This window comes from Streptomyces sp. NPDC021749 (genome assembly GCF_040640655.1).
Taxonomy (GTDB): Bacteria; Actinomycetota; Actinomycetes; order Streptomycetales; family Streptomycetaceae; genus Streptomyces.
On sequence record NZ_JBFACE010000001.1, the window covers coordinates 346,078 to 360,138 of the forward strand.

Below are 14,061 nucleotides of genomic sequence, written 5' to 3' on the forward strand. Positions count from 1 at the left end.
CAAAAACGCAGGAAGCGGTGCTCAGGGCCGGGTGACGGCCGAGATCGGCATCATCCCGACCGGGTCGTAGCGCACCCGGGCGCCGGGATAGGGCGCGTGCACGACCCGGCCGTTGCCGACGTACATCCCGACGTGGCTGGCGTCCGAGCGGTAGATGACCAGGTCCCCGGGCCGGATCCGGCCGAGCGGCACCCGGCGCCCGGCGCCGCGCTGGGCCTGTGACGTACGGGGCAGCGAGACGCCGGCCCGGCGGTAGGCCCATTGGGTGAGTCCGGAGCAGTCGAAGGCGCCGGGGCCGGCGCTCCCCCAGGCGTACGGGGAGCCGACCGCGGCGCGTACCGCGGCGACGGCCGCGGCGGCCCGCCCGGAGGCCGGCCCGGAGGCCGGGACCGCCCCGGCCGGGTCGGGCACCGCCTCGGTGCGGCCCTCGCTGCGGGCGGCGCGCTGCCAGGCCTCCCGGTCGGCGCGGGGCAGCGCGTTCAGCAGCCGCTGGGCGGTGGCCAGCTTGCGCCGGACGTCCTTCCGGTGGCGGGCGACCTGCGTGCGGCTCGCCTCCAGCTCGGCGAGCTTGGCGGCGGTCTCCCGGCGCTGCTGCTCCAGGGAACGCTGCGCGGCCCGCAGTTCGTGCAGCCGACCGGCCTGGTGGCGGCCGAGCCGGTTCAGCGCGGAGGCCTTCTCCAGGTAGCTGTCGGGGCGCTCGGAGAGCATCAGCTTCAGGGCCGGGTCCATGCCGCCGGCGCGGTACTGGGCGGCGGCCAGCGCACCGAGCCGGCCGCGCATCCGGTTGACCCGCTCCTGGGCGCGGGCGGTGCGGTCCTGGAGGTCGGCCGCCTCGGCACGCAGCTCCTTGGTCCGGGCCTCAGCGCCGTTGTACTTCTCGGTGGCCCGCTCCGCCTGCGCGTAGAGGGCGTCGACCCGGGCGGTGGCCGCTTCCCGGCCGGCGGCGGGGTGGGCGGCGGGGTCGGCGGACGCCGGCGGTGCCGACAGCGCGGCGGCCGCGGTCGCCAGGGCGGCGGACAGAACGGTGACCCCGGCGAGGGTGGCCTGGCCGTGCTGCGAGGTACGGCGGTGGGACGCCACGGGAGCCGCACTCCTTCCCAAGTGCAGCCCCTGCCGCCCGGGAGGGCGGTCGGTGACCGGATGCTGCGAGGGCAGACAGTAACGGCGCCGGTCCACACCGGCCAAAGACCCCATTTCGTACGCAAAAAGCCGCCCCGCCGGTGACTGTGCAGGTCACCGGCGGGGCGCCGGGTCAGCGGTGGAGGCCGCAATTCGCCCGTTCGGGCGGCAGGTTGAGAGGTTTGTGAGGCTTTTCAGACCCGTACACCGGCGCATTGATCACACCGGTGAACAGTGGCCCCGCGCGTTCTCAGACCCGCACGCCGAAGGCGAACGGCATGTTGTTGATCGACTCGTAGCGCACCGAGGCACCGGGCTTGGGGGCGTGCAGCACCGTGCCGTTGCCGGCGTAGAGGCCGATGTGGTGCAGGTCGCTGTAGAAGAGCACCAGGTCACCGGGCTTGAGGGCGCTCTGCGAGGCGATCCGGGTGCCGGCGTTGGCCTGCTGCTGCGAGGTGCGCGGCAGCGACTGGCCGGCCTGTGCGTAGGCCCAGGAGGTCAGACCGGAGCAGTCGAAGGACGACGGGCCGGTGGCGCCCCAGACGTAGGGCGAACCGATCTTGGACTGGGCGGCGGCGAGGGCGGCCGCACCGCGCTGCGAAGCCGGCACGTCGTCACCGAGGTTGACCCGCTCGTTGCTGCGGTTGGCGCGGTCCTCCTTGGCCTGCATGGCCGCCCGCTCCTTGGCGGTCATGGAGTTGAGCAGCGCCTGCGCCTTGGCGAGCTTGCCCTTGATCTCGTCCTTCTTCTCACCGAGCGCCTTGCGGGTGTCGGCGAGGTCCTTGATCTTGGCCGCGGCCTCGGCGCGCTCCTGGGCGAGCCGGCGCTGCTTCTCCGCGATGACCTTGAGCTGCTCGGCCTGCTTGCCGCTCAACTGGTCGAGGGTGGCGGCCTTTTCGAGGTAGCTGTCCGGGTCGCCGGAGAGGAACAGCTGGACGGAGGGGTCGATGGACCCGCTGCGGTACTGGCCGGAGGCGACCGCACCCACGCTCTTGCGGAGCTGGTTCAGCTCGCCCTGCCCACGGGCCACCTTGTCCTGGAGGTCGTCGACCTCCTTCTGGAGCTTGTCCTGCTGCTCCTTGACGCCGTCGTACTTCTCGGTGGCCTGCTCCGCCTCGTTGTAGAGCTTGTCGACCTCGGACTTGACGTCCTTCTTCGACTGGTGGGGGTCGGCCTGGGCGACCTGGGACGACAGGGCGACGGCCGCCGCGGCGGTGGCGGTGAGCACGGTGACGCGAGTACGGCTCGGCTGCTTGGGTCGACGGTGGGACGCCACGGGGGCGAGCTCCTTCTTCCTCCAGCCGCCTACCGGGTGGGGGGTGGGAAACCCCGGCTCCGCGGGAACGCTGCGGACTCGGCGGTACCTTCACTGTTCATCCCGGTTGGATGATCACCTTAATGAAGGCTCGGGCCCTGACCTTAATGACCGAGCTGTGATCGCTTCAAATCCTCACGGGAAAAATCTGCGCCACCAGCCCCACTCTTTACCAACATCACACAGCCAGTAAGCGTCAATTGACGCTCAGATACGGAGCGGTCAGGCACGTCAAGCGCACGGCTTCCGGCCGGAAAGGACTGCCGGTCCGGCGTCAGGTACGCGCAAGTCGCTTGAGCAGCAAGGCCGATGCGACCGGGCGGGCGCCGGCCTTCGCCACGCCGTCCGCGACTTCGCGGTCCGTGGAGACCACCACGACCGGCCGGCCGGGCGGTTCGGCCCGTACCAGCTGACGAATCAACTCATCGGCCGTTACGCCCGGTTTGCTGAAAAGGACCCGTACGCCCCTCGGTGGCGCCAGCAGCACCGGAGCCGCCAGCTCCGCGCCGTCGAAGACACAGGTCATCTCCGCGCCGGTCTGCGCCGCCAGCACCGCGAGCCCGCCCAGCAGCCGCAGCCGCTGCTTGTCGAGCGGCATGGTCGGATAGCCGGTCTTGGTGACGTTGTACCCGTCCACCACCAAATGCGCCTGGGGCAGCGCCAGAAGCTGATCCAGCAGCGCCGGGTCCATCTCGGACAGCGCACGCGTCGCGATGTCCTTCGGCGTCATCCGGCCCGGCGCGACCGCCTCGACGGTGTCGGCCGGATGGACGCTGGCGGGCGGCAGCGCCAGCTCGCGGCGCAGGCCCTGGGCGGCGTCCAGCACCGTGTCCAGCAGCAGCCGCAGCCGCATGTCCTCGACGCTGCGCCCCTCGCGGGCGGCCCGCCGGCTGGTCTCCAGCGCCGCCTCGGCCTCCGCGATCCGGGCCTTGAGCCGGCGCACCTCGCTGTCCGCCGCGGTCTTCTCCGTCGCCGCCCGGTCCCGCGCCTCGACCAGTGCGGCCTCTGCCTTGCGGACCGCCGCCTCGCCGCGCTTGACGTCGCTGAGCGCACTGCGCAGCTTGCGCCGCAGCGACTCGTTCTCCCGGCGGGCGGCCTCCAGATCGCCCCGGATCCGCTCGGTCTCCGTACGGGCCTCACCGCGCGCCTGCGCCAGCTCCTCGCGCAACCGGGCCAGCTCCTGCTCGGCCTCCGCGCCGGCCCGCTCGTCGCGCGCCCGCTGCGCCTCCTCGCCGGCCGCCGCGACCAGCTTCACCCAGCCGTCCGGGCGCAGCACGTAGGCGGCCGCGGCGACGTCCAGCGGATCGGCGGCGGCCGGCGGGGTGCCGCTCTCCAGCGCTTCGGCCAGCTCCGGCTGGGCCTCGCGCAGCTTCCCCGCGATCCGCTGCCGGAAGACCGCGTCGCTCTCCAGCGCCGCGGCCATCGCGTTCCCGGCGAACTTCGCCCGACGAGACGGGGTGAACCGGGCGTACTGCCGCAGCGGGGGCGGGAGTTCGGCGACGGTCAGCGCGCCGAACGACTCCGCGGTGAGCGCCACGACGCGGCGCCGTACGCCCTCGGGCAGCGGTCGGTCGAGCACCTCGTCCGCCGCACCCTCGGGTACGTCATGACGCTCGGCCCCCGGCTCCCCTTCTGGACGGTCCACCACGGCTGATCGCTCCGATCTCAGGCGCTCGCGCCCGGCCGGTCCACCAATTCGATCTGGTCGACCGCGTTGCACCAGCGGCAGCGCACGGACTCGATGCTCTCACTGAGGACCTCGCGCTCCTCCACCTTGGGCTCGCCGGCCAGGTCCAGGTGGACGTACTCCACGACCTTGGCCTGGCGGGTCACATCGAAACGGGTGAGGTTGCCGCACAGCGTGCAGCGCCACCGGGTTTCGGCCGTCGGCAGGGGAACAGCCATCGTGTCGTCCTCTTTCGTGCTCGTCGGTCTCGTGCTGCTGCGCCGTTCACGCGGTGCGCCGTCGGACTGCGGAAGTAGGCAAAGTACTGCCTGCAACCCTACGGCCTGATGGCGGGCGGGTGGGGCGCTGCCCGGGAGCCGGGACCCGGCGAGGCACTCTGTCCCGATTGCCCGCATTACGCCATGATCACTTCATGACGGCGCCGGCTCCCCCACCCCGTTCACCCCGCCCTTCTCGTCCTTCCCTTCCCTGGCTCTTCTTCCGCACGCCGCGCTCCCCCGGCCCGCTCCGCCGCCCGCCGCATCCGGCCCGGTACCTGGCCGCGGTGTTCTCCCGGCTGACGAACGTACTGATCGCCCTGTGCTGCGCGGTCTTCGTGATCGGCCCGGCATCGGGCCTGAACCGGACGTACGGCACCGGCGACGCGCTGCTCAGGGCCCAGACCGCGTACTTCGAGCGGTGGGGCGTGGTCCCCGTGGAGCTGTGGAGCGGTTCCCTGCGGGCGCTGATCACCCCGCTCTCCGCGCTGTTCGTGCACGGCAGCTGGCTGCATCTGCTCGGCAACATGCTGTTTCTCTACGTCTTCGGCGGCATGGCCGAGGCGCGGATGGGCCGGCTGCCGTTCGCCGCCTTCTACCTCATCATCGGCTACCTGGCGCTGCTCGGCTACGCGGCCGCGCACGCCGACTCGGGCCAGACGCTGGTGGGTGCCTCCGGCTCGATCGCCGGCGTCCTCGGCGCCTTCCTGTACCTCTTCCCCCGGGCCCGGGTCACCAGCGTCTTCCCCTTCCTCTTCTTCCTCCCGCTGCGCTTCCCCGCCTGGGCCGTCCTGCTGTTCTGGTTCTTCCTCCAATGGCAGGCCGCCCAGGACGACCCCCACGGCCCCGGCGTCGCCTACCTCGCCCACGTGATCGGCTTCGCCCTGGGCTTCCTCTACGCATGGCTGCGCTACCGGAGGGATAGTGTGGGGTCCACCAGCGGGAACGTCCGGGCGAATGAGGGAGAGAGCCAGCCGTGATCACGTCGATCGTGCTCATCAAGACCAGCGTGGACCAGATCCCGGAGATCGCCGAGAAGATCGCCGCGCTGGAGGGGGTCAGCGAGGTCTACTCCGTCACCGGCGCGCACGACCTGATCGCGATGGTCCGCGTCGCCAAGCACGATGACCTCGCGGACGTCATCCCCGGCCGCATCAGCAAGATCCCCGGCGTCGCCTCCACCGAGACGCACATCGCGTTCCGCACGTACTCGCAGCACGACCTTGAGGCCGCGTTCGCCATCGGGCTCGACGCGTAGCGCTGCGCTTGGCCTCACACTCCCCACGTACTCGGCTGCAGCGCCGTGGTGGTGCCTCGCGGTTGCGCTTTACGGCGCGGCGTACGTCTTTGCGGCGCGGCGTACGTGGCTGGCTTTCCCGCCGTGGGGCTCTCACTGTTGCGCGCTTTGCGGCGCGGCGTAGGTACTTGGGGCTGTCCCGCCGCGGGGGTTGCTCGACGGTGCGCGCTGTGCGGCGGCGCGTAGGTACTTGACTGTCCCGCCGCGGGAGTTGTCGCCGTTGCGCGCTGTGCGGCGCCGCGTACGTACGCCTCCGTCCCGGCGTCGGGCTTGTTCGCCGTGGCGCCTTGCGGCGGGCGTGATGTTTTCGGGTGCGGTGACAGCCCTACAGACTTCGTCCTCCGGTCTGTCCCCTCCCGTGAGGGGGGGGTGGGGGTGGATGGGGGCGAGCGTTGTCGTTCAGCTGTAGCTCGTGTGGTGCCGTACGTCGCGCCTCACGTCGTACCGTCGCCCCGTGCCGTACGTGGCCTCGTGTGGCGCCTCGTGTCGTGTGTCGCCTCATGCCGTACGTCGCGTCGTGCAGTATCGGGAATATCCGCCCCGGCCCGTCGAGTTGAGGCCCGCAAGGGGCCCTCGCACCCCTTACGGGATCTGTTCGAGCGTCCCCTACGGGACCGCAAGCCCCCTTGCATGCCCCAACGCCCACCCCCACACACCGCATTCCCACCCCACACACGGGAGGGGACGGGCCGGAGGGGCCTGGTGCGTGGACGTAAAGCGAAGCAGTCCACACACCAGGCCCCGGAGGACCGTCACCGCACCCGACAACACCCCGCCCGCCGCAGGCGCCACGGCGAGAAACCACCACGGCGGGCCAGCCGACAACGTACGCGGCGCCGCACAGCGCACAACGGCGAGAAACACCCGCGGCGGGACAGACGGGTACGTGGGAGGGATTAGCCCCGGCGGACCGTGAGGGTCGTCCAAGCGCCCACGTGTACCCGGTCGCCGTCGTGGAGCGGCACCGGTACGTACGGCTGGATCGGGTCCTCGGCGAGGTTGATCGTGGTGCCGTTGGTGGAGTTCTGGTCCACCACCGCCCAGCTGCCGTCCTGCTGCTGCACCAGCAGTGCGTGCTGGTGCGAGACGCCCGGGTCCTCCGGCGAGCTTCCCAGGTCGATGTCCGGGGACTCGCCGGTGCTGTTGCGGCGGCGGCCCACCGCGAGCTGGCCGTTGGCGAGCGGCAGCACCTGCTCGGGGGAGTACGAGGGCAGGTTGAGCCCCGCCGCCTCCGGGCCGCTGCGGCTCATCATCGCCATGAAGTACTCGCGGTCCGGGGCGATCGCCACCACCCAGCCGTCACCGACGACCGGCGGCGGACCCTGCGGCGGTGCGGCGGGACCCTGGCCGGGGCCGGGGCCGCCGTTCCACTGCTGGTCCGGTCCGGGGCCCTGCTGCGGCGGCATCTGCTGCTCGAACGGGGCCGGCGGCTGCTGGTCGTACGGGCCGGGCTGCTGGTCGTACGGACCTGGCTGCTGGTCGTACGGACCCGGCTGCTGCGGCGGGAACGGCGCGGGCGGCTGCTGCTCGAACGGGGCCTGCGGGCCCGGGCCCGGGGGCGCGGGCGCCATCGGCGGCGGCGCGCCCTGGGCGGCGGGCGGGCTCAGGGGCCAGTCGTCGGCCTGCTGCGGCGGGGGCGGGCCGGGCTGTCCGGCCGGGCCGGGGCCGGGCATACCGGGCGGCGGACCGGGCTGGCCGGGGAAGCCACCGGGGCCGGGCTGGCCCGGGCCGGGCGGCATGCCCTGCGGGGCCTGTGGCTGCTGGGGCTGCGGCGGCGGGAAGCCGTAACCACCGCCCTGGCTGTCCGGGCCGCCGGGGCCGGGCATCGGCTGGCCGGGGCCACCGGGGCCACCGGGGCCGGGTGCGGGCGGCGGGAAGCCGTAGCCGCCCTGGCCGCCCTGGGTGCCGGGGCCACCAGGTCCACCAGGTCCACCAGGTCCACCGGGACCGGGTGCGCCGGGCGGGGCGTAGGACATCGGGGAGTTGGTGAGGAAGTTGTAGCGGCACTCGGAGCAGAACGGTGCCGCTCCGTCACGCGGCGTACGGCACTGCGGGCACGGCTCACCCGGTGCGCCGGGAGCGGACTGGTCGGGTCCGGGACCGGGCATCGGCTGGCCGAGGCCGGGGGCGCCGGGGCCGGGCATCGGCTGGCCGAGGCCGGGGGCGCCGGGGCCGGGCATCGGCTGGCCGGGTCCGCCGGGGCCGGGCGCCGGTGGCGGGAAGCCGTAGCCGCCCTGGCCGCCCTGGGTGCCGGGACCGCCAGGTCCACCAGGCCCACCGGGACCGCCGGGGCCGCCGGGGCCGGGTGGCGGGAAGCCGTAACCGCCCGGGGGGCCCTGCGGGTCAGGTCCGCCCGGGCCGGGGCCAGGTCCGGGACCGGGGGCGCCGGGCGGCGGGCCCGGGGGGCCCTGCGGGGGACCGGGCTGGCCGGTCGGCTGGGCGGGCGGTGGTGTGTTCAGGAAGCCGGCAGGCAGGGAGGGCGGCGGGGGGACTGCACCCGGCATCCGCTGGCCGCACACCTCGCACCAGTCTTCGGCCACCGACTGGTGGCCGTTCGGGCAGGTCGGCATGTCGGTTCTTCCCCCTCCGTACCGTTTTGCTTCGCTGGTACTGCTCGGTACTGATCGTGGTTCTCTGTCGCTTTTTTCGTCGCGCGAACGGTGCGCGTGGCGCGTGCGGCGGGAGTCGTCCCGCCTACCCCGGCATCCTTCGCCTTCCGTCGCACAGTACCGGGCGTCGCACGGACGACGCCCACCACCTTCGCAAGGAGTTTCGCACCCTCCTTCTTCCGTGCGACGCCGGACGGTCGGTCAACACCGCCCGAAGTCACCGTTCCACAGCCGGATTCGCGCCGAACCTCCGATAAGCCGTCGTCCCTCCCCGATGGCCGACTTGTGGTGGTTCAGTCCCGCTGGGGCGTGGTCGGTGCGGGGAACGGCACCACCGCCACGGTGACGTTGTCGTGGCCGCCGCCCGCGAGGGCGTGGGCGACCAGCGCCCGGGCGGCGGGCAGCGGCCGGGCCGGCGCGTCGTACGGCAGCACCGCGGCCATCTGCTCCGCGGAGTCGGCGTAGTTCCACAGCCCGTCCGTGCACACCACCACGACGCCCGGGCCGTCCGGTTTGAACGACGCGGTGTGCGGCTCGACCTCGTAGGCGTCGGCGCCCAGCCAGCCGGTGATGGCGTGCGCCCGCTGGTCGGCGTTGGCCTCTTCCTCGGACATCAGGTTGTTGGCGACCATCTGGGCGGCCCAGGAGTCGTCCTCGGTGAGCCGGACGGGCGGCGCCGTACGGTCGTTGGGGATCCAGTACGCGCGGCTGTCGCCGACCCAGCCGACGGTCAGCAGCTCCCCGCCGACCAGCACACCGACGATGGTGCAGGCCGGGGCGTTCTGCTGGCGGTGCTCGTCGTGGACGATCGAGGGGTCGGCGGCCAGCGCGTCCACCGCGGCGGAGGCGGTCAGGACGGCCTCGTGCATGGCCTGCTGGGGGTGGGTGCCGTGGGGCAGCGACGCCGCCAGCGCCTCGCCGGCCGCCTCGGACGCCGCCCGGGAGGCGTCGTCCGGGCGGGTCGCCGAGGAGACCCCGTCACAGACCACGGCCACCACGGCGGGCGCACCGTCCGGCAGCGCGGCGGCCCGCAGCGCGAAGAAGTCCTCGTTGCGGTGGTGGCGGTGGCCCCGGTCGCTGACCGCCGCGATGCCCGCCAGTTCCCGCTCCATGTGGTCCCGTTCCGGTCCGGTGACGGCGGTCTCCGGGGCGGTCTCCGGTGCGGGTGCGGCGACGGACGGTGCCGGAGCCGGCGGCGGATCGAAGGGCGAGCCGCCCGACGGTGGGTCGAACGGCGACCGCTCCGACGGGGGATCGAAGGGCGTCTCCTCCGCGGCGGCCGCACCGGCCCCGTCCACCCCGGCTGCGCCCGCCCCTTCGGTGTGCGCCCCGGCCGCGGCGTCGGCGACCGCCTCGTACCCGGCCACCCGCGGATCGGCCGGCGGGCCGGCCGGGAGAGCCGCGTCCACCGCCGGAAGACGGGTGCCGGGGTCGGGCGGCGGAGGACCGGCCGGAGAGCCGTCGGCGGGCGGCACGGACGGCACAGGCGGCGCGGGCGGTACGGGGGGCCGCGGCGGCACCGGCGGCACCGGCGGCGCGGGCGGCGCCAGTTCGTACTCCGCAGGTTCCGCAGACTCCGCAGACTCCGCAGGTTCCGCAGACTCCGCAGGCTCCGCAGTCCCCGGCGCACCCGGCGCACCCGGCGCATCCGGCGCCTCCGACGGCTGCGCGGTCGCCGGTGCCGCCGGTGCCGCCGACGCCCTGGAGGCCGCCGGCAGGGCGGCACCGCACCGCCCGCACACCCTGTCCGCCGCCTCGTACGGCTCGTTGCAGCCCGCACACCGGAACGGCCCAGTCACACCCATGTCACACCCATGTCCTGGGGCGGAAGCGGTTGGCCCGTTCCACCAGTTCGATCCTTCTCTCACCACGTTCCGCCAGCCGCGCCAGCAGACGGTACGACCGTTCCAGGCCGAACCGCAGCCCGCGCTCGTCCAGCGGGCTGCCGAGCAGCACCGGCGGTCCGCCGCCGGCCGCCGTACCGTCCGGCCGGGCACCGTGGCTCCCGGAGAGTACCCAGTCCAGGGCCGCGCCGAGTACCTCCGTGGCGAGTTGCTCCCGCCGCCCGGCGTCCAGGCCGAAGTCCGCGAGCGCCTCGACCTGCTGGGCGGCCGCCCGCAGGTCCGGCCACAGCGGGTCCTTTGGCGGGCGCTGCCGCAGCCGGGCGCGGACCGCCGCGATCCGCGCCGCGGTGTAGTGGATGGACGAGGCGGGGACGGACTCCAGGGCCTCGACCGCGCCCGCCCGGTCACCTGCCGCCAGCCGCACCCGCGCCAGCCCGAACGCGGCACTGACGTAACTGCGGTCGGTCGCCCACACCAGGCGGTAGTACTCCACCGCGTTGTCCCACTGCTCCAGCAGCTCGGCGCACAGGCCCAGCGCCAACTTGGGCGCCGGCTCGCCCGGGAACGCGTCGTAGACCGCGTCGAAGGCCAGCGCCGCGCCCTCCCGGTCGCCGGTCGCCAGCCCCACCAGACCGCGGTGCCACACCACCCGCCAGTCGGCGCCCCGGTCACCGGACGCGTCGCCGGGCCCGCCACCGTACGCGTCGCCGGGCCCGCCACCGTACGCGTCGGCGGACCGTACGGCGGTGTCCCACGGCCCGGCGGGCGGGTGTGCGAGCTCGTCCAGCACGGCCCGGGCGGTTGCGGCGTCGCCGTTCTCCAGATGGGCGCGCAGCTCCCGCAGCCGTACCTCCAGGGAGGCGACGGGTGCGGCGCGCAGGGCGGGCAGGAGTTCGGCCGGGGCGGCGGTCAGCAGCCCGGCCAGCAGCCCCGCGCCGGGGTCGCCCGGGTCCACCCGCGGCACCGGCAGCGCGAGCGCCGCCCGGGCCACGTCCAGCGGCCGCAGCAGCGGCCCGGCACCCGCCGCCGCCACGGTCCGGTCCGGGGCCGCGCCGCGCGCCCCCAGCAGCGAACTGTCACCTTCCTGCGGCGCCAGCAGCTCGGTGTCCGCCGCCCGCAGTTCCGGCCCGAACAGCTGCGACAGCGCCGGCCGCGGCTCGCCCGACCGGACCGCCACCACCTCCCGCAGCACCCCCGTCAGCTGCTCGGCCATCTCCTGCGCCGAGCCGAACCGGCGGTCGCGGTCCGGGTCCGTGGCCCGCACCAGCAGCCGGTAGAACGACTCGTAGGTGCGGAACACCTCGATGTGGTCCGGATCGGGCAGCGAGTCGGCGAAGACGTTGGTGTAGCCCTGGAAGTCGAAGGTCAGGACCGCGAGGGTGCGCGCGACGGTGTACAGGTCGGAGGCGACCGACGGGCCCAGAGCGGCTATCTCCGGCGCCTGGTAGCCGATCGTGCCGTAGATCGGGCTCTCGTGGTCGTCCATCCGGCGCACCGCGCCCATGTCGATCAGCTTGAGCTGGTCGTGCTGCTGGATGGCGTTGTCGACCTTGAAGTCGCAGTACAGGTAGCCGCGGCTGTGCAGATGCCCGAGCGCCTCCAGCGCCTCGATGCCGTACGCGCAGGCCTGCGCAACCGGCAGCGGATCGCGCCTCCCCTCGGGGGTGCGGCGGTCGTTGGCGATGTCCTTGAGCGACTTGCCGCCGACGTACTCCATGACGATGTAGCCGTCGAGACTGCCCGTCACACGGTCGAGGTGCTGCACGAAGTTGTAGATCCGCACGATGTTGGCGTGCTCGATCTCCGCCAGGAACCGCCGCTCGGACATCGCGACCGCCAGCGCCTCCTCGTCGCCGGTGTCCAGCAGTCCCTTGAGCACCACCCAGCGGTCCGACACCGCCCGGTCGATCGCCAGATAGATCCAGCCCAGCCCGCCGTGCGCCAGACAGCCCACGACCTCGTACTGGCCGTGCACCATGTCCCCGGGCCGCAACTTCGGTACGAAGCTGTACGGATGGCCGCATTTGCCGCAGAAGCCCTCCGTACGGCCCGGCCGGTCGGCGCGCGCCCGGCCCACCGGCGCACCGCAGTCCGCCCGGCTGCAGAACCGCTTGCGCTCCGGCACCTCCGGGTGCGTCAGCACCGCCGTCCGCGGATCGGGCCGCGGCACCTGCGGCACCGTCACCAGTCCCACGCCCAGCCGTCCCCGCGCCGACCCGGACGACGCCCCGCCGCCGGTACCGCGCACCGACACCGCCGCCACCCCGGGTGCCGCCCCGCCGGACCCCTCGCGCGGCAGCCGCCCGGACACCGAACGCCGCGACACCGGCCGGCGCGACCCGGGGACCTGCCCGGACGTCCCCGCACCGGAACCCGGGCCGGGGGAGGGCACGGTCAGCAGCGCCCCGGCCGCCTCCCGCGCCTGTGGACCGGCCGCGAACGCCCGGCCGGTCACGCCCGTCGGCGGCGCCGCCAGCAGCCCGTCCGGCGACACCACCGGCGGCAGCCCGCACACGTCGCAGTACCGCTCACCGCCGCCGACGTCCTCGTAACCGCCCGCGCAGTCCCGCCGCTGGCAGCGCTCGCCGGCCCGCTCCGTCACGAATCCCCCTTGCTCTCCGGCACTTGCGGAACCAGCACCTCCGCCGCCGCCTGCTGATAGCGCCACACCGCCTGCTCGGCCGCCCGCAGATCGCACGGCGCGCTCCACAGCATCCGCCGCGCGAGGTCGTACCGCTCCACCAGCAGCGGATCCTCCGCCAGGCCGTGCCGCGCCAGCCGCGCCCGGCAGGAGTCCAGCCGGCCGCGCAGCTCCGCCCGTACGGCCAGCGGCGCGGTCACCGCCGTCAACGACTCACGGGCCCGCTGCAGTTCGTCCTCGGCCCGCTCCTCCAGGCTGTCCAGCAGCGGCGACAGCCGGTGCCACTGCGCCCGCCGGCGGTACTCCGCGGCCGCCGCCAGCTGCTCGTGCAGCGCCGTCGACGGGCCGCTGACCGCCGGCACCTCCGACGCGGCGATCTTCGCCAGCACCTCGCCGCGCGCCTGCCGCGCCTCGGTCAGCGTCCGGTCCGCCCGCGACAGCACGTCCCGCAGCCGCATCAGCCGTCGCTCGGCGTCCTGCCGGACGTCCAGCACCGCCGCCACCTCGCGCCGGATGTCCTCCAGCGCCCGCGCCGCACGGTCGTAGCGCGCGGTGTCCGGCCGCCCGCCGCCCGGCGCCGAACTGCCCGTCGACGACGACACCCAGAAAGCCAGCGGATCGGCGATCACCTGCGCCCGCAGCCGCGCCAGCTCGCCCGTGATCCGCTCCAGGTCGTCGCCGGCCGGATGCTCACCGGGCCGCACCCCCACCGAATGCGCCAGCGACCGGGTCCGCTGCAACTCGGCCGACAGCAGGTCTATCCGCGCCGGCAGCGCCGACCACACCGCGTCGGCCGCCACGATCACATCCAGTGAGCGCGCGTACAGCCCGTTCATCCGCGCAACGAGCTCCTCCAGGGAGTACCGCTCACCCGGCCCGCTCACTCCCGGCACCGCCACGCCCGCGCCGTGCAGCAGCTCCGTCAGCGCCGCCAGGTCCTCCGGGGACGGCCAGCGCCGCCGCGCCCGCAGCTCACGCGCCGCCGCCAACGCCCCCGTGTACGCGTCGAACAGCGCCCACAGCACGGTGATGGACCGCTCGGCGCCGGCCCAGCGCTCCTTCGTGGTGCCCGACAGATCCGCGCCCTCCAGCAGCCGTCGCCCCGCATGGTCCTGCAGCGCCAGCAGCGAGGTCTCGATCGCCTCGTGCTCGGCGCCGAGCCGTGCCAGGGCGCGGTCCACCTCCTCCAGGCCCAGCACCGGGGCATCGGAACTCCCCGTGGAACCGGGGCCAGGTCCAGGGACCCCCATCGATCACCTCTCCAATACGCGTACGCTGCACGGCGATTGCTG

At 74.1% G+C, this 14,061-nt stretch carries 10 protein-coding genes; 2 read left to right on the top strand and 8 right to left on the bottom strand.

Annotated elements, in window-relative coordinates; all coding sequences use genetic code 11:
• Positions 1 to 21: 21 nt before the first annotated feature.
• The 4 genes from AB0G35_RS01550 to AB0G35_RS01565 form a co-directional block, all read right to left on the bottom strand.
• A complete protein-coding gene (locus AB0G35_RS01550) occupies positions 22 to 1,080 on the bottom strand; it encodes an NlpC/P60 family protein (protein ID WP_360941885.1) in 1,059 nt (352 codons plus the stop codon).
• 289 nt (positions 1,081 to 1,369) lie between these two features.
• Positions 1,370 to 2,395 carry an NlpC/P60 family protein gene (locus AB0G35_RS01555; protein ID WP_360941888.1) on the bottom strand — a complete coding sequence of 342 codons (1,026 nt, stop codon included), beginning with the start codon at positions 2,393 to 2,395 and terminating at the stop codon, positions 1,370 to 1,372.
• Positions 2,396 to 2,708: 313 nt separating this feature from the next.
• Positions 2,709 to 4,082: an NYN domain-containing protein gene (locus AB0G35_RS01560; protein WP_030415460.1), complete on the bottom strand. Its 1,374-nt coding sequence runs from the start codon at positions 4,080 to 4,082 to the stop codon at positions 2,709 to 2,711.
• 17 nt (positions 4,083 to 4,099) lie between these two features.
• Positions 4,100 to 4,339, bottom strand: a complete 240-nt coding sequence (locus AB0G35_RS01565) for a hypothetical protein (RefSeq protein ID WP_030415459.1) — start codon at positions 4,337 to 4,339, stop codon at positions 4,100 to 4,102.
• Positions 4,340 to 4,677: 338 nt separating this feature from the next.
• Between AB0G35_RS01565 and AB0G35_RS01570 the strand changes: the two genes are divergently transcribed.
• Together AB0G35_RS01570 and AB0G35_RS01575 are read left to right on the top strand one after the other, a co-directional pair.
• On the top strand, positions 4,678 to 5,358 hold the full coding sequence (locus AB0G35_RS01570) for a rhomboid family intramembrane serine protease (protein ID WP_360942088.1): 681 nt from the start codon (positions 4,678 to 4,680) through the stop codon (positions 5,356 to 5,358).
• The gene (locus AB0G35_RS01575; RefSeq protein WP_030415457.1) at positions 5,355 to 5,636 is read left to right on the top strand and encodes an Lrp/AsnC ligand binding domain-containing protein; all 282 of its coding nucleotides are present in this window, start codon (positions 5,355 to 5,357) and stop codon (positions 5,634 to 5,636) included. Before AB0G35_RS01570 ends, AB0G35_RS01575 begins: the two co-directional genes overlap by 4 nt.
• A gap of 935 nt (positions 5,637 to 6,571) precedes the next feature.
• On the opposite strand, the gene AB0G35_RS01580 is transcribed toward AB0G35_RS01575, so the two are convergent.
• From AB0G35_RS01580 to AB0G35_RS01595, 4 genes are all read right to left on the bottom strand, one after another.
• The gene (locus tag AB0G35_RS01580; protein WP_360941897.1) at positions 6,572 to 7,855 is read right to left on the bottom strand and encodes an FHA domain-containing protein; all 1,284 of its coding nucleotides are present in this window, start codon (positions 7,853 to 7,855) and stop codon (positions 6,572 to 6,574) included.
• 722 nt (positions 7,856 to 8,577) lie between these two features.
• Positions 8,578 to 10,089, bottom strand: a complete 1,512-nt coding sequence (locus AB0G35_RS01585) for a protein phosphatase 2C domain-containing protein (protein ID WP_360941900.1) — start codon at positions 10,087 to 10,089, stop codon at positions 8,578 to 8,580.
• A gap of 1 nt (position 10,090) precedes the next feature.
• Positions 10,091 to 12,730 carry a tetratricopeptide repeat protein gene (locus AB0G35_RS01590; protein ID WP_360941903.1) on the bottom strand — a complete coding sequence of 880 codons (2,640 nt, stop codon included), beginning with the start codon at positions 12,728 to 12,730 and terminating at the stop codon, positions 10,091 to 10,093.
• Positions 12,727 to 14,019, bottom strand: coding sequence for a hypothetical protein (locus AB0G35_RS01595; protein ID WP_360941906.1), 1,293 nt, complete (start codon positions 14,017 to 14,019; stop codon positions 12,727 to 12,729). Before AB0G35_RS01595 ends, AB0G35_RS01590 begins: the two co-directional genes overlap by 4 nt.
• Positions 14,020 to 14,061 lie beyond the last annotated feature (42 nt).